The sequence below is a fragment of the Algoriphagus aquatilis genome (assembly GCF_042657405.1).
Taxonomy (GTDB): Bacteria; Bacteroidota; Bacteroidia; order Cytophagales; family Cyclobacteriaceae; genus Algoriphagus; species Algoriphagus aquatilis.
This window is the reverse complement of sequence record NZ_JBHSKS010000003.1, coordinates 369,007-388,231: the sequence shown is the minus strand read 5'-3', so window position 1 is coordinate 388,231 and position 19,225 is coordinate 369,007. Positions and strand designations below refer to the sequence as shown.

The following is a 19,225-nucleotide window of genomic DNA, read 5'->3' as shown; positions in this document are numbered from 1 at the left end:
CCATTTAATAAAGCATCCCGAAAATCGGGATGCTTTTTTTTGTGTTCACCTTTCTTCTAATTTGAGTTCAAATGCAACCTACCTCAAAAATCTCCTGGAAAACCGCCGCAGGCCTGGTCATTGCCAACATGATCGGAACGGGCGTCTTCACCAGCCTCGGCTTTCAGCTTGCTGTGGTTCAAAATACCTGGACTATTCTTATTCTTTGGACACTGGGAGGAGGAATGGCCTTGATTGGGGCTTTGGTCTATGCCGAATTGGGTACTCACTTCCGACGAACGGGCGGGGATTACATTTTTTTATCAGAAACTATCCATCCCTCCATCGGGTATCTTTATGCATGGGTATCTTTAGTCGTGGGTTTTTCAGCCCCGATAGCCATTGCTGCCATGGCAATGAATGATTACCTGAGTCCGCTTTTTGGAGACACTAACCTGCCCGGCTTGTTTTTTCTGCTAGTTGTACCCATCGCGCATATGTTTTCAGTAAGTCGATCCGCTCAATTCCAAGACTTAATGACCTTGGTCAAGATTCTGTTTGTGCTCGTTTTGATAGTGCTTGGGATTGTTTATGCCAGTGACGTGGAGCTTCCGGCTTTAGATTTCTCCGGTTCATGGAAAAATGAAGTCCTTATGCCAGGATTTGCAGTGTCTTTGATCTATGTGTTTTATGCTTATACCGGTTGGAACTCTGCTGCCTACATCATCGAAGAAGTAGATCAGCCTCAAAAAAACCTGCCAAAGGCTTTGATTTGGGCTACCGTATCGGTGATGGTTATCTATATTCTGCTTCAATTGGTCCTACTTAAGCATGCCTCAGTGGATCAACTATCAGGCAAAGTACAGGTGGCAGACATTGCCTTTGGAAATCTTTTTGGTCCTAAGGGGGCCCTTTGGGTAAGCTTTTTTATAGGGATTCAACTTATCGCTACGATTTCGGGCTATTCATGGGTAGGTCCTCGTGTGACCTATGCGATGGCCAAAGACTTCAAGCTCTGGAAGCCACTTTCGAAAGTCAATGTCCATGGTATTCCCACTCGAGCCATTATGCTTAATACATTCATCAGTTTGGTACTTTTTTCTACGGGATCTTTTGAGCAAGTGATGTTGTATGCAGGATTTGTACTTCAGTTGATGGGAACTGTGACTGTATACTCCTCTTTAAGGATCAAAAAAGAACTAGGCTTCAGGACACCCTATAAGCCAGTGCTGCAGGTGATTTATTTGATCTTCAGTACCGCAGTAATGGGATATTTGGTTTATGACCGCCCTATGGAAAGCTTAGCAGGATTAGGGATTTTGGGATTGGGTGGACTGATGTATGCTTTAGACAAGCGGGAAGTTTCGCATTAACCCTTGTTCATACGAAGCTGCCCTAAAATAATCATGGTGGCAAAAAACGTCCACACTACGATTGGAAAAACCAAGTAAGAAAGGTTTGCAGACAGGTCTGACACCATACGACCTACCCAAAGGGCAGCCAAAATCACCACGATATTTCCTGCCAGGCCAAATTTCAAAGCTGAGATACCGGTTAACTTTTCCAACCCTAAGGTATAATAAGCATAACTCGCACAGATAAATGCCAATACCAATGTCATACTTGATAAGTCTTCCGCCTGAATCTGCTCTAGCTTAAATCGCAACAAGGCCAATAGAAAAAAGAGAATCACCCAAACAATCGGAATGACAAAGCCTGGCGGCTCAAACCACAATCGCTTGCGAGCTTCATTTCCTTCAAACTTAAGTCCCAAAAAGTAAGCTGGTACATTGGTCAGAAAAAGAATGGCATAAAACAATAAAAGGTTTAAGAGGAAACTTTGCATAATCTAAAGTAAACTAAAAAGCTGACGTTCGTTTCGAAAATCAGCTTTTTCATCTCACTTTAACAAAATTTGATACCTCATTCAATCATCCTTCGATGATAGTTGATCTGTCCCAGATGGTAGTTGAAATGACCATACAAGTGAATCAAGAAATATCCTATACTCATGGGATAGCCAAAAAAGGCATGAAGAGAGATATCGCTTAATCGCTCTTCCGGAAAATTCAAAAGCGACATTTCCACTATTCTTTTCACCTCCTGCAATTCTTGAAGGATTCCTTCTCTTGGTTCACCTTTGGCACCAAACTCTCGTTCGCGATTTCGCTCATAGGGAAATCCACCCAAATCCAAGCCTACAAAGTGCCTGAGATTACCAATCAGATGAAGGGCAAGATTTCCGGCTGAATTAGCAATCTGATGATCTACAAGCCAAATAGAATGTTCACTGGAGTAGCTCAAAAGCTCTTGTTCAAGCTTAGTTAAATCTCTCTGAAACAAGAGATTGAGTTCTTCTAATTTCATGGTCGGTTGAGATGTTTTCGATAAGCAGCTTCAAGCTTGGTATCGTACTTGTTTTGGGCGAAAAGGGGCCCGTTATAGCAATTGGCAAACTTTGCCCAGTTTTTTGCCTTCAAATGGGTAATACAGCCAAAGGCATTAATGTATCTACCAAAGGCCTCCAACTGATTTCTTTCATGGATGTACATCTGATCCACAAACTCATTAATGGATGCATATCCAAGCTTTTTAAAATGAAAACCCATAATTTGATAACTTCCCCAGGAAGCTGAAGCTAATGCAGCTTCACGCACTTTTGGGTCAGGAAGAAGATTTGCGGCTTTTTCCAGTCGGTCGTATTCTTTTGGGCCACCTACGTAGTGGGTCTTGGTCCATTTTGGATAGAGTACGTCTGCATTGGAAGGATTTGAGATCAAACTCGGGTTGATCCCTCTTTCTTTGAGCTGATTCCAGAAAATGTGACCTTCAAAAAGGATCTTAGGCTTTCCATCCATCAAAAATCCCTTTCCACTGCTTTCGACTTCATTGACTGCTTTGACAGCTGCAAGCTCAAGTTGATGTTTTTGAGCAAAGTCCATGAGATCCTGCTCACCGAGAAACTTGTCTCCCAAAACCTGGGCTGGCTTGGTTTTCTCATTGAGCAAGGTCCAGGTTTTAACTCCTACTTCCCCATCAACGACCAATCCGTTTTTTTGCTGAAAGTCTCTTACCGCATTTTCTGTGATTGTCCCAAAGTAACCTGTAGCTGGGATTGGGTAGCCGAGTTTTCCCAAAAGTTCCTGAAGGTACGAGACAAAAGAACCACTTGATTTAAGCTTTAAATTTTGCATAATGTGCTGGTTTTAAAAATGAAAAGTACTTCAAGATACCTGAAGTACTTTTTAAAAACCAATAGCTACATTCTATTTTTAAGGCTCGATCACATTCTTTCTTTGGCTGTATTTGCTCGGCTTTGATTCTGGCCTTGGAGCTGAATTTTCTACCGACTGATCCGATTTTGGAGCTCTTGTTTCAGGTCTTGGCTTTTGATGCTCTCGAGGGGTTTCTGAAGCCGGACCGCTTGGCTTTTTCTTCTTTTTCTTTTTCTTGTTTCGATCCGGAGCAGCAGAAGAAAAATCCTTTTTAGGCTTATCTCCAGCATATTCGGGGCCTTTTTCCATGGATTCGGGAAGTGGATTTTGAGTCACACTCATTCCGATCAACTTCTCTATCCGGACAAACTTGTGTTGGTCTTTTGGATTGACAAAAGTGATGGCCTCTCCTTCTTTGTCAGCCCGGGCTGTTCTTCCTACGCGATGCACATAGTCTTCAGGATCACTTGGCGTGTCGTAATTGATCACCAACTCGATTCCAACCACATCAATACCTCTGGAAATGATATCTGTACCAATCAAAATTTTAACAGCCTTATTTTTAAAGGCTGACATGATCTTTTCGCGTTCCATCTGCTCGAGGTCTGAGTGAAATGCTTCCACGTCAAATCCTTTTTTCAGCACTTTGTACAATGCCTTGACCTTATCCTTGGTCGAGCAGAAAATGATTACTGCCTCATATTGCTTTTGGGATAGGATGTGACGAACCAATTCTTCTTTTTGCGTGTCGTAAACCGAATACATCGATTGAGTCACTCCCTCTGCCGTCTTTCCGATTGCAATAGAAATCTCCTCCGGTTTATTGAGGATCTTCATGCTAAACTGACGGATTTTTGGAGGCATCGTAGCCGAAAACAAAATCGTTTGACGCTTTTGTGGTAGGTAATTGACGATTTTCAGGATGTCATCGGAAAAGCCCATATCCATCATACGGTCCGCCTCATCAAGCACCAAATGCTCTAAAGTGCTGAGATCCATTTTTCCTCCTGCTAGCAAGGCAATAAGGCGACCTGGAGTAGCCACTACGATTTCTGCACCTGTTTCAAGAGCCTTTTTCTGCTGCTCCCAAATGACCCCGTCACCACCACCGTAGATAGGAACAGAACTTACTCCCAAAAAATAGGAAAAACCCTGGATCTGCTGATCAATTTGAATAGCGAGCTCGCGGGTAGGTGCCAAAATCAGGGTATTCAGCGTACTCGAACCTGATTTGGATATTTTGTTGAGGATCGGAAGAACAAAAGCTGCTGTTTTGCCGGTACCCGTTTGAGCACAGGCGATGAGATCTTTACCTTCAAGAATGACCGGAATAGCCATTTGCTGTATCGGGGTGGGTTGATCAAAACCCATGGCATCGAGTCCTTCCTGGAGAGAGGACTCAAAATTAAAGGACTGAAAATTCAATTTAAGGTGATTTTATTAGGTAAAAAGGAATCGGCAAAACACCGATCGATCAAATATACAGGATTTTAGCTGAAGTTAAGCGGGAAGTATTTCTTGAAAGATGCCTCGATAGGTAAGCATCTATTCGCATCAGAAAGGATAACTTGAAGGATATTTTTCATTTTTTCTCATCCACACAAATCCATTAGCATACCGGGAGAGTTTGGTTTATATTAAAGTTCTGTAAAACCGACCATGAAAGCTGACTTGTTTTTCAATCGCCAATTAATTGTCTTTCTTCTTTTTCTATTCTCTTACATGGGTGCCTATTCTCAAACCTTTACTATCCAAGGAAGAGTCTTAGATGCCGACACGCAAGAATTTATCGAAGGGGCGACAGTAACCTTGAGAAACACTCAATTCGGAGACTTAAGTGGGGCCACCGGCAACTTTTCACTCAAAGGAATCACAGCAGAAAAATACACCTTAGCCATTACCATGTCGGGGTATAATCTCTATGAAAAGGTTGTCAGAATCAGCAGCGACCTCAACTTGGACAATTTGTATTTAGTCAAATTCGGCAGCGAAGGAACAGGCGCTGCTTTGCAAAAAACCATCCGAAGCGCGAATGTAAGCCGCTTGCTCGTGGATAGGCCCAATTTTATAGGAGGGAATATGTTTTACGGAATCCCTCCCGAACCCAAAAAAGTGGAAGGCAATTTTTACCTCGATAAAAAATGGAATCTAGCCTCTATCCTTCTTTACAAAGATCAGCAAGTACTCGAAAATTACAGAGTACGATATAACATCAACGCCAATCAATTTGAACTGCTGGAACCCGAAACCCTACAAGTGACAACGCTGCAAGGGTTGCGAGTTCAAAACATAGTGTGGATGGACAGCAGCTATAAAGTGCCTCGCTACTTTGTGAATGGGATGGATTTCAGAGATGAGGGCGCTCCTATTTTGGGATTTTTTGAAGTGCTTGTCGAAGGGGAATTACCATTGATGCGAAGAACACTTGCGGTTTTCAAGGAATCCAACTACAATGTGGCTCTGATGGTGGGCAACCGGAACGATCAGATTGTGAAGCGAAATGTGTATTACTTCTTGAGAGGAAAGGACATGTTTGAAGTACCCAAAAAACGGAAGGAGTTTTTCCTGATTTTTGGGGACAAAGCAGCCGAAATGGAAGCCTTCGCAGAAGAAAATCAAATTGACCTCAAAGTAGCAGGATCTATCTTTCAGGTCTTCACCTACTACAATTCCCTATTTCCCGGATTTGTGCCCATCATGAGTCAACTCATGGACGAAAAATAAACCCCAATCTTCACCCATATGAAATGCCCATAAGAAGGGCTTTTCACACAGGGAAATGATTAAACTGGGCATTCCATGTGGCATATTAAAATCAAATTATAATCACATGAAATGCCCTTAAGAATGGCTTCTCACACAGGGAAATGATTAAACTGGGCATTCCATGTGGCATATTAAAATCAAATTATAATCACATGAAAAAGATTTACTTCCTGGCATTCCTGCTTATTTCTTGGAATGCTTTTGCTCAAGGATTGCCCGGACTCGGTGCAGGTACCACACCCAACAATCGACCCATTCTTCATGGAAAAAACTGGGTAGCAATCACCGGAAAACCTCTTGCAGCGACTGCAGGCTCCATGATTTTCCAGCAAGGTGGAAATGCCGTGGATGCTGCCTGCGCCATGATTGCCGCTACATCCACCATGTGGGACGTGCTCTCTTGGGGAGGAGAAACCCAAGCCCTGATCTACAATCCAAAGACCAAAAAAGTCATCGGAATCAATGCCATGGGCGTTGCTCCAACCGGTGCCACCGTAGATTTTTACAAGTCCCAAGGAATGGCTTATCCTCCCCAATTTGGTCCTTTGGCGGCTACAACTCCGGGTACTCCAGGTGGAATCATGACTATGTTGGCAGAGTTTGGTACCATGAGTCTGGAGCAAGTGCTCAAGCCGGCGATGGATTTGGCCAAAGGCTACCCGATCGAAGCCCAAACTGCCAATGCCATCGAAAACAACAAAGCCAGAATCAAAGAATGGCCTTATTCTAAAAAGGTGTTTTTGCCTCACTTGGGAGAACAAAGAGAAGCTCCATCCGCAGGAGAAATCTTTGTGCAGGAAGACCTTTACCAAACCCTTCTTAAGCTGGTAGAAGCAGAACGAGCAGCATTGAAAGCCAAGAAAAGCCGAAAAGAAGCCATCTATGCGGCCTATGATCGCTTTTACAAAGGTGACATCGCCAAAGAAATCGTAAGAGGTACGAGAGAGCAAGGCGGTCTTTTCACCGAATCAGATTTGGCCAACTGGAAAGTGAAAATCGAAGAACCCCTCCAGGTCAACTACCGAGGTGTGGATGTGTACAAACTTCAGGAATGGACCCAAGGTCCCGCATTGCTTCAGTCTTTGAATATCCTGGAAAACTTTGACCTGAAGTCGATGGGTTACAACTCAGCCAACTACATCAATACTGTCTATCAGGCGATGAGTTTGGCCTTTGCAGACCGGGATTTTTACTACGGTGATCCGGCATTTGTGAAGTCCCCCATGAAAGGTCTCTTGTCCAAAGAATATGCAAAAGAACGAGCCAAGCTGATCGGAGAGATCAATGATCCGAAAATCACAGCAGGCGACCCCTACCCTTTCCAAGGGGAAAGCAATCCTTACCTCAACCTGCTGAACAAAAACAAGCAAACGGTAGCAGCCCTTTCTCCTGAAGATCTAAAAGCAGGTTTGGATGAAAAATTCCTAGCAGATTTCCAAAGCGGCACCACCTCAGTACAAACTGCAGATGCGGAAGGATGGGTCGTGTCTGTGACTCCATCTGGTGGATGGATTCCGGCAGTCATTGCCGGAAATACCGGCGTAGGCCTCTCTCAACGGATGCAGAGTTTTGTCCTAGATAAAAACCTGAATCCTTACAACCTACCCGATCCTGGCAAGCGTCCGAGAGTGACTTTGACTCCAAGCCTGGCGATGAAAGACGGAAAGCCCTACTTAGCCTTCTCCGTGCAAGGAGGAGACTCACAGGATCAGAACCTCCTGCAGTTTTTCCTGAATGTGGTCGAGTTTGACATGAATGTGCAGGAAGCTGTCGAGGCTCCCAACTTCAACTCTTACCAAATGCAAAGCAGCTTTGGCGACCATGAAATCCGTCCCGGAGCCATTACGCTTAGAGAAGACACTCCGGAATGGATCCGAAGAGATTTACTCCGCAAAGGTTACATCATGGACTTTTGGAATAAAACCTCGGGACCTATCACCGCCATCTGGATTGATTGGAAGCATGGCACCTTCTGGGGTGGTGCGAGTAATTATGGAGATGATTATGGGATAGCGTGGTAATGCAGGATATCGGATTTAGGAATTTTGATTTCGGATTAAAAGGAAAGGAATGGACGGAGGTCCGTTCCTTTTTCCTTTTCAAAGCGATTGAGAAAATGAAATCATAAGAGATTTTGTAGAAATGAGGGTCATGATTTAAAAATTAGGTTAGTTTAGCTTACAAAAAATCAACTACCATGGGACTATTTTCAGCCTTATTAGGCAATGCAGGGGCGGTAAGCCAAGAGGAACTTTCTAAAAAATACGGACAGCTGTTAGCCGAAGGGGAATCATTTGAATTGGGATTCAAACTGGTCAGAGACACCTTTATTTTTACCAGCAAGCGCCTGATTCTAGTCGATGTGCAGGGCATTACGGGAAGCAAGACGGAATACATCTCCATCAGCTACAAAAGCATCTCTCGATTCAGCGTGGAGACTTCGGGTACGTTTGACTTGGATGCGGAACTCAAAATCTGGATTTCCAGCGAGCAGCAGCCCAGTATCCGCAAGCAGTTTAACAAATCGGTCAATGTATACGATGTGCAGCGAGTACTGGCACATCACGTTTGCAAGTAACAAAAATGGCTCTCCGCGTTGAGAGCCATTTTTGCTTTTATCCATTAGGATCGGACCATTTCCACATGAGGAATATCGTCTTCCAGATACTCCTCCCCTTCTGCGACAAATCCCAATGCCTCATAGAATGGCTTGGCATACACTTGGGCACCGATTCGGATAGGTCCTGCACCAAATAGCTCCTCGCAATAGCGGATACCGAGTTGCATGACGATTTTCCCCACGCCCGTTCCTCTGTGGGAAGGCGCAGATATGACCCGACCAATTGAAATTTCCTCATAGGAAACTCCAGAAGGAAGCAGTCGACAATATGCTGCCAAAATATCCCCGTCATAGACCATCAGGTGGAAGCATTTTTGGTCTTTGTAATCCATGTCCTGATAGGGACAGTTTTGCTCCACGACAAACACCTCCGACCGAAGCTTCAAAATGGCATAAAGCTCGTCAGTACTCAGCTCTTGAAATGATTTGAGGGTATGGGAAAGGTTCATGGAAATGACTGAATTTAGCAAGGTGTGATTTAAACGCACAAGTTGCTTCAGATTCAAAGATTCTCCAAGAAGCACATGACTCTTTAATTCTCCACTTCGAAAAAACTTTTCATCACCAAAATTTCAGACCAAAACACTACATTAATTATAAAAACACACCGCCTTTTGGATGAATAAGCGGTGTGTTTTTTGAATTTAAGAAAGCTTAAATCTTCTTGGAATAGACATTTCCAAATCGGTCCTTTACTTCCACTGTTAAGTTTTCCTTGCTTTCAGGTTTGAAGAAAAACATGTGATCATTTAGCTGTGGCTCCACCCAAGTGCGTCGGGCGGGTAGATTTGGCCCTGTATGTAATTCGACACTCCAAGGATCTACCGCAAGAATCTTTTCAGGGGTACCTTTTTTCATGCCATTTTCAAACCAAGAGATTTCCCACTCCGGATCATAATTCCAACAATTAATGGAAATGTGATCGGGAAAATCCTTGTGATAACCTACCAGATAGACTCTAAACTGCTCATTGATGTCCAATCCTGTACCCTTGTACTTCCATCTGAGTTCGGAGCCTTTGGCTTCGTAAACTGCGTAGCCACTCGGAGTACCATCGTGACAAATCGGTCCTGACCACCATGCGCCACATACGGTTCCATGGCAATGTTCGTAGACATGACCATTGATCATATTGTCATTGAAATGGGTGTGGCCAGAGAGAATGTGAACTTGGTAGCCCTCCAGCATTCGATAGAGATGCTCCCGATTACTCACTGTTCCTCCAAGCGTATCATTTTGAGGGTATCGCTTGACTGCGCCTGTGAGTGTAGGAATATGTAGGGAGACTACGACTGTTTTTCCTTTTTCCACTGTCTTCAAATCCTGTTCAAGCCATGCCAATTGCTCTTCAGGCAAAAGGCCAATGTAGCGGGAACCTGTGCCGAGATAAAACACATCATCCAAAACCACATAATGGATCTCCCCTCGATTCCAGGAATAATAGGTTGGTCCAAAGTGGCCCTTGAAGGTGCTCGCCGTCCAGGCATCGGATCGCACTCCAAAATCCATATCATGGTTACCGATTACCTGGAAAAAGGGAATGTTGTACATCTGCACGGACTGATTGTATTCCTTGAAAAGCTCCAACTTGTCATAAACCAAATCTCCACAACCGATTCCAAATGCATTCGGATCGTTAAGCGAGGCAAGGGTTTTCACCACATCCGGAGCTGCTACAGTGAGAAGCTGATGTGCTTCGTACTCATCCTGGATTTGGGTGTCTGACAAGAGGAGAAAATGGTGGTTAGAATCTGATGCTGATGATTTTTTCAATTCAAAACTCAGGGATTGCTCGGTTTTCCTTTTGTCAATCCGTTGGAAAAAGGAAGCCGAACCATTGGAAAGCTTCTGAATTTCAAATCCGGAAGGAAGGGAGACAAATACAAAATCCCGATCTGAACCTGAAATCAAGTCAAATTCTCCGGAAGCATTCGTCTGAACGACCAGCCGTCCATCGGAGACAGATACACCTGCTATTCCTTTTCCGGCGGCACTCACCTTACCTTTAATTCTTATCGGGAAAAACAACAAGGGTTGGTTCTGAAGCGGAAATTCGCGCTGAATATCAGCCAAAACGCTGTCCCCTAAACTCAGCCATGCGGCTGAAGTCAATCCTAGGCTTTTGATAAAATCTCTTCTGTTGAACATGGTTGGTTTGGGTTATGAGTGATATAGTTATTGTTCATTGAGAATTGCTCATTGAAAATTGGTCATTAGTCAAGTTTAATCACTTCACTCGCATATACCGCCCCATTCTCCCCCTTCACCTCAAAAGTGATCTCTCCTTTTTTCCAGTCGATCATCGCCAATCCATAATTCAGCTTAGCGATCAATTCACTGACCCGGAATGAGTTGGTTTCCTCTGCTATTCCACTCCAGGTATGGGTGAGTCCGCTGGATGTGATTTCATAAAGTCCCTTTGGAAACCGAGCATCCTGAAGCTTCATGATCTCTGCAATATGTCGGTCACCGCTGAGTAAAATCGGTGTTTTAGCCCCCGAACTTGCAATCAAGGACAGGAGCTTTTCACGTTCCTGAGGGAAATTAGCCCATTTCTCATAGGCATGCTCGGTGGGAAGCATCTGGATACCCGAAATGATCAGGTTGATTTTTGCTTTACTTGACTTGAGTTCATTTTCTAACCATTTCCATTGATCTGCCCCTAATACTTCTCCCGATTTATTGATTTGATAGACCCGATTGATCCGCTCCAGCGTATCGCGGAAATAGCGGGCATCCAACAGAATGACTTTTACCAGATTTTCTCCTTCTCCAAAAGTATGAGAAGCATACGCGCCTTCTCTGGACCTTTCCGGAGCATCTGCAGGCACACCTAAGAATTCAAACATGAGGTCACGTGATTCTTTCTTTTGAGCGAAATACTTTCCCCCGTCATTGATTCCATAGTCGTGATCATCCCAAATTCCTATGATCGGAGTACTCGATTTTAAAGCCTGATAGTCCGGATTAGCATTTTGTCGCGCATACTTGGCTCTCAGCGTATCCATCACAGGTGAATCCCCATAAATATTATCTCCCATCCACATCCAAAGATCTGGTTGATCAGCTACAATAGATTTCCAAAGCGGCTGGGGAGCATCCTGACGATTACAAGAGCCAAAGGCGATCACCTGAATAGATTTCTTTTGCTGCGCTTTGACATCATCCTTACTGGCGAAAAGCAAAAAGAGACAGAAGAAAAAGGATAGCGGATGGATTGGATTTTTCATGGGCAAAGATTTAGGATCAAAATGCAAAAGTGAATGGAAAAGACCTTCGCCTCTGATCAAATTTCTCAATTTGTTCACATGGAAAGCAGGATCATTTAGCTTCATCCCTTGGAATTATTAGCTGAATTTTTGACCTTAAATCCTGTTTTAAAGGCAGTTGAATTTATTGAATTCAGGATTGAATGAGCTTCAATTCAACTCAGATTTCCACTTTTATCCACCAATTTTTAAAAAATCATGAAGAGAAAATTTTCAGACCTGCATTGCCACAACCACATGAGGGCGCATTTCCAGATGCAGGAAAAGCAAAAGAAATTTACCCGTAAAGGCGAATTCAGCCCCTGGACCGTCATTGCCTCCAATTCTAAAGCGATCGAAGATGGAAAAATGGGTGCCAGCTACAGTCAGATCGATCTCGTAAAGTGCTGGAATGCCAACCTTCGACTCACATTCAATTCGCTTTATCCCCTTGAACGAGAATTTGTTCAGGGCATGGACCCTAAGATCAAAGAAGACAAATGGTACCACTTTTTGGCAAGTGTCCTACTGGGAGATAAAGGTCTGAGAAGGGATTTACTCCAGACTGCTTACATGCGAATCCCGGACAAGGTCGTGGATTACTTCCAATCTCCTGATTACGATTACTGGGAATCCCTAACTCGGGAGAAAAATTTTGTCATCAAAGATTCCGGTATCCGAATCCCAAAGAATGAAATGCATGTTCCTGGAGCAATTTTGGGAGAAAGAAAAGCGGCAGAAAAAAGAGCAAAAGAGGATCCCGCCTCTTATGTCGCAGAAAATGCCTGTTACCGAATCCCAAAAAACAGAGCTGAATTACAAACCTCCTTGGCTGACGATACCGAAATCACCATGATTCTCACCATTGAAGGGGCACACGCATTGGGTACTGACCGAGTCAAGACCGTGCAGGACATCTCTGACCGCGTTCAGTTCATCAAGAAGATGTGGGAGGTTCCTGTCTTTTTCATCACGTTTGCCCATCACTTTGACAATCGACTCTGTGGGCATGCCCACTCGATTCCCGGAATGGGAAAAATCCTGATGAAGCAGCGTCCGCATATGAATGAGGGATTTCGCAGAAATGGGCATCGCATCCTACGAGAAATCTTAGGGCTCAATCTAGCGGGCGAACCAGACTCATCCTTGGGTTACCGCATTCTCATTGATGTCAAACACATGGCTGCTAGGTCACGCGTAGAATATTATGACTTGGTGAAAATGCGTCTGGCAAAAGGTGACCGAATTCCGGTGATTGCTTCCCATTGCGGTTATTCGGGTATAAAAACGCTTCAGGACCATATCACTTTTGAGAAAAAAGAAAAAGACGACTACACCGACCCTTCGGGAAAATTCAATGCCTGGAACATCAACCTTTGCGATGAGGACATTGAGGTGATCGTCAAGACACGAGGTTTGATTGGGCTTTCATTTGACCAACGAATCTTGGGACTCACCTCAGACGATATCAAGAAGGATAAGACAAGGGAGAAAAAACGAAACAGCATTCAGCTGATTTGGGAAAATCTGGAAGGTTTCGTGAAAAGTGCCTATTCCAATCCGAATCTATCGGCCGCTGAAAAAACTTCCATTTGGAAATGCCTCACCATCGGCACTGATTTCGAAGGGTTGATTGATCCGGTCAATCCATTCCCCACCGTGCTAAGCTTCGATTCCATGGCCAATCAATTAGTGGAGGTAATTGACCTTGCGAGAAAAGATCCAAAAGCAACTCACCTTGCTCATTTCAAATCCAGCGCAGACGTGGAAAAATGGGTGGATGATTTTTGCTTTGGCAATGCGGAGGCATTTGTCTTGGAGAATTATCCTGAGTAAGGGCTCAATAAGAAAGCAGGGTCATTTTCTGATAAACTCAATCACACTCTTAACCAAGTCGGTTTTTAGTGGCAGGTCAGCCATGGAATAGGTGGCAATGTTCTTCGCACGATCTGATTCAGCTTCCTTCAAAATATGGTTCATCCCTTCTAGGATGCGCAGTTCGGCCCTTTTTGTTGCGTTAGCCAATTTTTCAGCATCCGCAACTCCTACTTGAAGGTCGGTGGTGCCTTGAATGATCAAAACAGGCTTGTTTAGCTTAGAAAGTTCCTGTCGTGGATCGTACCTAAACCATGAAATAAGGTAAGGCTGAACACTGGGACGGAAAAGCGAAAAAAGCATGGGAGGGACTTCAGCCACTGTCTCTCCCTTTTCCAATTTCTCTAGAATAGGAAGGGATTGCTCCAATACAAAGGGGGGTTGAGGCTTTAATTGCTCGCGGATAATTTCACCTGCCGGAGTACCCACTCCCGCCAAAGAAATGAATTTGTCTACTTCGGAATTTTGAGCTGCAATCATCCCAATCAATGAACCTTCACTATGTCCAAGGATGATAATCTCGGAAAACCTGCTGTCCTTACTTAAAAAATCCACCCAAGCTTGGGCGTCTTGGACATAATGCTCAAATCGTAACTCACTTTCGCTTACGCCTGCATTTTTGCTTTCTCCAATTCCTCGCTTATCATACCTTACAGAGGCAATCCCATTTTCCACCAAGCCTTCGGCCAACATTTTCAAGGAGTTATTTTTCATCACCGGGTTATTCCCATCTCGATCAGTTGGACCCGAACCGGCAATGATCAACACTAACAGAACCTTATTCTTACTTTCAGGAACAAGCAGAGTACCTTCTATATTGCCTGTTTCGGTCTGCAAGGTGATCGGTAAATCAGCCACTTGTGCTGATAAATTAGTCCAGAAGAATAGTAGCGCGAGGAATGAAATCATTTGCTTCAAATGCATAGTGAAGGATTTTGAATTAATTCTAGTTTGAATATCCGCAATCTAAGTATTAAGTAGGTCAACGGCTCTAAAGATCGCGGATATTCGTCGACTGACCACCGACGACAGTCCACAGCACCTCTAATCGGATTAAAACCTTACCTTATTTGGTTACCGGTAGAAAAGCGGAAAATCATCAATTCTAAAAACAGGAAACACTCCGGATTAACCTGTGAAAGATTGGGGTAATAAGCTCATACTCTCAGGGCTTCTTCAAATTTGAAATTTGGAGGTCATATCCTTGGGCTTAGATTTCAATAAGGTTGGGTTTTGAAGATGCAACCCCCCAGCAGCAAAAAAAACGGGCCTAAACCCGCATTTTTTTTACCCCAAACTCTTCTGCCAGTTCCAGCTGTCTCGCATGGAGTCTTCCAGCGAAAACTTAGGATACCAGCCCAGGACTTGGTTGATTTTAGTGGTGTCTGCCCAGGTTTTCACCACATCTCCGGGACGGCGTGGGCCGATGACGTAGTTGAGCTTTTCACCACTTACTTTTTCAAAAGCATGGATCACCTCCAGTACGGTATTGCCATTTCCTGTACCCACATTGAAGACATCATAAAAATCTGCTCCTTTTTCAGCTAGGTACTGAAAAGCCTTCACATGCGCATCAGCCAAGTCCACCACGTGAATGTAATCCCTCACACAGCTTCCGTCTGATGTGTCGTAGTCATTGCCAAAGACGGTTAATTTCTCCCGGATACCTGCTGCCGTTTGAGTGATAAAGGGCACGAGGTTTTGAGGTGTACCGATGGGCAATTCCCCTATTTTACTGCTTGGATGTGCGCCCACCGGATTGAAATAACGCAACGCAATCACCCGGATTCCCGGCTTGCTTTTCACATAATCCACCAAAATATCTTCACAGATTTTCTTGGTATTTCCGTAAGGGCTTTCGGCTTTTTTTCTCGGGGTAGCCTCAGTAACAGGCAACACATCCGGCTGACCATAAACCGTACAAGAAGAAGAAAATACCAGGTCGTGGATTCCATTTTCCTTCATTACTTGGAGAAGAACAAGCAGCGATCCCACGTTATTCTGATAATATTTCAAAGGGAATTGGGTGCTCTCTCCTACCGCTTTGAAAGCGGCAAAGTGAATGACGCCCTCGATCTGATGAGCTGCACAAATCTTTTCTAAAAGCGATTTATCATTACAGTCACCTTTGTAAAACACAAACTGTTTTCCTGTAATTTCTTTGAGCCGATCCAGTACATCCTCATTGGTATTGGATAGGTCATCCAGGATGATCGGCTCCATTCCGGCATTCCAAAGCTCCACCGCCGTATGAGAACCAATGTAACCGGCACCGCCTGTAATCAATATTTTCTTCATGAATTGGGAAAAATTAGCTTTAGCAAAGCTATTCAAATCCTCGGATTAGGAGCTTTAAAAACCTATCGAATCAAGGTAAAAATGCCGGATTTTTCAGAGGTGGTTGCGACACCCTCGAGCAGATACGTGTATCGAATCAAATAGGAATAGGTGGAGATAGGTGCATTTTGCCCTTTGACCCGGCCGTCCCAGCCTTCCGAACCGACAAAAACCAAATCTCCCCAACGATCCCAAATCATGAGTTCGAAAGACACACTGCAATTGGAAACAGGCTGAAAAACACCATCTCTTGGATCAAAGCCCGTTGGCATTCTCAGCTGTGGCTCGGCTTGATTGACAACTGCCAATCCCACCAGTGCACAGCCCTTGGCATCAGTGACTGTATAAGTAAACTCTCCAGGAGGTAATTTGTCGAGGACTGTTCCGGTTTTTCCATTATCCCAAACCACCTGATAAGGAGCTACTCCACCGCTGATTTGCAAAGAAAGCGCACCATCCAAACTTCCCGCACAGCCGGGCTTGAGTACCTCCACTTCGACCTTGATTTCTTCAGGGCCCACGAGTTCGGCCTCCACAGGAAGTGTGCAGCCTTTGCTATCCAGCACGGTAAGTTGATACTTCCCCTGTCCTACTCCTTGTACTCCAAGGAAAGTTCCATCCCAAGTAGTAGTGAATCCCACTGCAGAAAAGGGCGGTGTACCACCCACCAATTTTAGTCTAAACACCCCATCAGTTCCTCCAAAACACGAATTATCCTCAGCTATCACTGGTTCATCCAATCGAATGGGCTGGGGATCTTTAAGCGTTATGATTTGGCTGATCGCTGCACAACCTGAAGCGTCTTTCACGGTGACGGTGTAGCTTCCAGCCTCCAGCCCAGTAGCCATGTTTGTCTGAAGTTTGGCATCATGAGACCAGGTATAGGTGTATTTTCCCGATCCGCCCGACGGCACAAGCTGGATGCTTCCGTTGGATTGTCCCGGACACAGCGGATCAATTGCAGTGGATGTGGCCAGCTTCAGTTCGGGGTATATTTTCACTTCAAGCACCTCAGACACACCTGAGCAAGCTCCGTTGATGTTACTGTTCTCCTCATAAAAAACAGACCTAATCGGGGCATTGATATCCCATAGGATTTCAACCTTGGGCGTATTCTGTCCTGAGATCAGTGTGCCTCCTACCTGGGTCCAGGTGTAGGTTCGGTCCGGAGATGGAAAAGGTACTTCATAAATCAAAGGCAAATTGGGACCGCAAATACCGCTACTTCCTTTAGGCAAATTGGGTTCAAGCGTTTCGGTGATGAGAATGGAAAGCTCCACTTCTTTACCCGGGCATCCCGCCGCTGTAAATGGCATGGCTTTCACTTTCGCAGGCTGCAAAGCTGCACCCCATTTTACTTTGACCTGATTATCCTTTTCTTCTAACACCGTACCTCCTACCACTTCCCACTTCAAACGACCAACTGGTTGGGAGCTGACAAACGTGTACACAAACTCATCAATCAAAGGGCATACTGACTCGGGACCTTCAAGTGTACCAGAAACCTCCAATACCTCCACTTCAAAACGAAAAGTCTCCTCGCTGTCGCACTTTCCTTCCCCGGTAGAGGCCAAAACAGAGACTTCATATTTTCCGGGTTTTTGGAACGTATGAGTCACTTTTTTACCGTCCTTCACCGAACTTCCATCTCCAAAACTCCAAGTAAAGTCCTTGAATCCAGGAAAATCAGGAAAAATCGCCCAAGTCCCTTCCTCACCCAAACAAGCCACTTTATCACCCTCCACATTAAACTTGTACGTAGTCTCCGTTTCAAATTGAATAGCTTCCAAGGTAGCTCCCACGGGATAGGCATAAGACTCTACCGAACCGGAACCGTAGGCATAGGCTATAAATCCTTCTGGATTTTGAAGCCGATTGGCTCCTTCGTTGACAGAGATTCTGGCATACTCATAAGCGGTGTTGGTAGGAACCGGTTTGAATTGATTGCCGATTGGTAAACCATTAAGTATCGTTTGATTGGCAGTTCCTTTTTTGACAATGATATTGACGAGATGAGTTCGGACCCAATTGATTTTCACCGAGGAGAATATCATGTCTTTCATCAGTTGATTGACCGGGCTAAGGGCTACCAAGGAAGGATCTCCATAGCGGGAGTAGGTATCGTTTTGGTCGTTACAGTTTCCGCTTTTGGCGATCATCGAAACTGAAGAAGGCTTGCTTGTCTCTATGGAGACGATGTCATTTCTCCCAAACTCAAAAGTCAAAAATTTACCCTGATTGATTGTTCCTCGTACCTGTCCATTGATACGGACTTGAGTATTGTCTTGGGAAGCGACTACTTTGATGATCTCTCCCGAGGTCCTGTCTGCCAGGGGAATATGGATATACGACTTTCCCCAGGAATTTACCGGATAGGACTGTTGAAATAAATGATCTCCTGAGGTAGCACAATTTTCACCCGCACTTGTCATTTTATTGCCTCCAAAGACTGCCAGATTTTTGCAATCTCCATTTGAGGAATTGACTACTCTCACCCGAGTACCGGTAAGGTCTCCGGTGATCGCTTTCAGCTGAAAGGTTTCCCCTGCATCCAAGGTAATCTGAATCGGCGCCACAGCGGGCACTGGGTTGCCATTCAAATCAACACGGGTAGTCGGATTGATTTCCACATCGGTGTCATCTTCCACAGCGACGATCAAGAGCGTGCTTTCAAAGTTTCTATTGGTAGGTGATACATCCAGACCTGGCTCAAACTCATCGTAATGCGAGGTGATGTAGTAATCCTTTCCCAAAGCGGTCAAGGGCAAAATCACTGAACCGTCGGCACTGGCCTGGCGCTTATTAAATGCATGCACTGCCACCAAGCCAGTGGAATTGATGTAAATGGATTTTTTCTCCACCACACCCGAATTCCGATGAAGGATGAAATCCCGGTTTTCCTCGTAGTCTTTTACAAATTGCTGGCCTGCCTCAAGGGTAAAAAACGTCTTTTGGTTATTATACTCGATGTAACCAGTTGTTTTTTCTTTGGCTGTGACAATGACTGAGCCAGTCACCGGCAAAAAAGAGGTGGCGTGATTTTCTATAAAACCAAAATAAAACTCTTTGCCAAGCGTATTGAGCTGGGCAAATAAGGAAGAAGATTGTCCAAAAAAAATCAGGACAAATAGAAACTTAGCAAGCTTTTTTGGAAAAGAAATCATCATTCTGCCCCGCTATCATTC

The 19,225-nt window shown here is 44.5% G+C and carries 15 protein-coding genes; 5 read left to right on the top strand and 10 right to left on the bottom strand.

All coding sequences use genetic code 11. The annotated features are described in order from the left end of the window. The first annotated feature begins 71 nt into the window (after positions 1-71). Positions 72-1,352 carry an APC family permease gene (locus ACFPIK_RS06035; RefSeq protein WP_377913245.1) on the top strand — a complete coding sequence of 427 codons (1,281 nt, stop codon included), beginning with the start codon at positions 72-74 and terminating at the stop codon, positions 1,350-1,352. Here ACFPIK_RS06035 and ACFPIK_RS06030 read toward each other — a convergent pair. From ACFPIK_RS06030 to ACFPIK_RS06015, 4 genes are all read right to left on the bottom strand, one after another. After that, positions 1,349-1,825, bottom strand: a complete 477-nt coding sequence (locus ACFPIK_RS06030) for a tryptophan-rich sensory protein (RefSeq protein ID WP_377913243.1) — start codon at positions 1,823-1,825, stop codon at positions 1,349-1,351. The two genes, ACFPIK_RS06035 and ACFPIK_RS06030, sit on opposite strands and share 4 nt — an antisense overlap. Positions 1,826-1,902: 77 nt before the next feature. Next, a complete protein-coding gene (locus ACFPIK_RS06025; protein ID WP_377913241.1) occupies positions 1,903-2,346 on the bottom strand; it encodes a DinB superfamily protein in 444 nt (147 codons plus the stop codon). Then, on the bottom strand, positions 2,343-3,173 hold the full coding sequence (locus ACFPIK_RS06020; RefSeq protein WP_377913240.1) for an N-acetylmuramidase domain-containing protein: 831 nt from the start codon (positions 3,171-3,173) through the stop codon (positions 2,343-2,345). Before ACFPIK_RS06020 ends, ACFPIK_RS06025 begins: the two co-directional genes overlap by 4 nt. 78 nt (positions 3,174-3,251) lie before the next feature. After that, a complete protein-coding gene (locus ACFPIK_RS06015; RefSeq protein ID WP_377913238.1) occupies positions 3,252-4,619 on the bottom strand; it encodes a DEAD/DEAH box helicase in 1,368 nt (455 codons plus the stop codon). Between the two features lie 234 nt (positions 4,620-4,853). Here ACFPIK_RS06015 and ACFPIK_RS06010 point away from each other — a divergent pair, with 234 nt between their 5' ends. The 3 genes from ACFPIK_RS06010 (at position 4,854) to ACFPIK_RS06000 (ending at position 8,538) form a co-directional block, all read left to right on the top strand. Then, positions 4,854-5,918, top strand: coding sequence for a carboxypeptidase-like regulatory domain-containing protein (locus tag ACFPIK_RS06010; protein ID WP_377913236.1), 1,065 nt, complete (start codon positions 4,854-4,856; stop codon positions 5,916-5,918). A 194-nt stretch (positions 5,919-6,112) separates the two neighbouring features. Continuing rightward, positions 6,113-7,981 carry a gamma-glutamyltransferase family protein gene (locus ACFPIK_RS06005; protein ID WP_377913234.1) on the top strand — a complete coding sequence of 623 codons (1,869 nt, stop codon included), beginning with the start codon at positions 6,113-6,115 and terminating at the stop codon, positions 7,979-7,981. Between the two features lie 176 nt (positions 7,982-8,157). After that, positions 8,158-8,538 carry a PH domain-containing protein gene (locus ACFPIK_RS06000; protein ID WP_377913232.1) on the top strand — a complete coding sequence of 127 codons (381 nt, stop codon included), beginning with the start codon at positions 8,158-8,160 and terminating at the stop codon, positions 8,536-8,538. A gap of 44 nt (positions 8,539-8,582) precedes the next feature. On the opposite strand, the gene ACFPIK_RS05995 is transcribed toward ACFPIK_RS06000, so the two are convergent. The 3 genes from ACFPIK_RS05995 to ACFPIK_RS05985 form a co-directional block, all read right to left on the bottom strand. Further along, positions 8,583-9,029 (bottom strand): GNAT family N-acetyltransferase, encoded by a 447-nt coding sequence (locus ACFPIK_RS05995; RefSeq protein ID WP_377913231.1) that lies wholly within the window; start codon positions 9,027-9,029, stop codon positions 8,583-8,585. Between the two features lie 205 nt (positions 9,030-9,234). Then, a complete protein-coding gene (locus tag ACFPIK_RS05990; protein WP_377913229.1) occupies positions 9,235-10,728 on the bottom strand; it encodes a calcineurin-like phosphoesterase C-terminal domain-containing protein in 1,494 nt (497 codons plus the stop codon). A gap of 65 nt (positions 10,729-10,793) precedes the next feature. Next, positions 10,794-11,810 (bottom strand): alkaline phosphatase D family protein, encoded by a 1,017-nt coding sequence (locus tag ACFPIK_RS05985; RefSeq protein ID WP_377913227.1) that lies wholly within the window; start codon positions 11,808-11,810, stop codon positions 10,794-10,796. Between the two features lie 237 nt (positions 11,811-12,047). On the opposite strand from ACFPIK_RS05985, the gene ACFPIK_RS05980 reads away from it, so the two are divergent. Next, a complete protein-coding gene (locus ACFPIK_RS05980; RefSeq protein WP_377913225.1) occupies positions 12,048-13,664 on the top strand; it encodes a hypothetical protein in 1,617 nt (538 codons plus the stop codon). Between the two features lie 21 nt (positions 13,665-13,685). Here the strand turns inward: ACFPIK_RS05980 and ACFPIK_RS05975 are convergent, their stop codons facing one another. From ACFPIK_RS05975 to ACFPIK_RS05965, 3 genes are all read right to left on the bottom strand, one after another. Then, a complete protein-coding gene (locus ACFPIK_RS05975) occupies positions 13,686-14,627 on the bottom strand; it encodes an alpha/beta hydrolase (protein ID WP_377913223.1) in 942 nt (313 codons plus the stop codon). A 363-nt stretch (positions 14,628-14,990) separates the two neighbouring features. After that, entirely contained in the window at positions 14,991-16,001 is a 1,011-nt protein-coding gene (gene galE / locus ACFPIK_RS05970) for a UDP-glucose 4-epimerase GalE (protein WP_377913222.1), read from the bottom strand. 62 nt (positions 16,002-16,063) lie between these two features. Continuing rightward, positions 16,064-19,207 carry a PKD domain-containing protein gene (locus ACFPIK_RS05965; protein ID WP_377913220.1) on the bottom strand — a complete coding sequence of 1,048 codons (3,144 nt, stop codon included), beginning with the start codon at positions 19,205-19,207 and terminating at the stop codon, positions 16,064-16,066. Positions 19,208-19,225 lie beyond the last annotated feature (18 nt).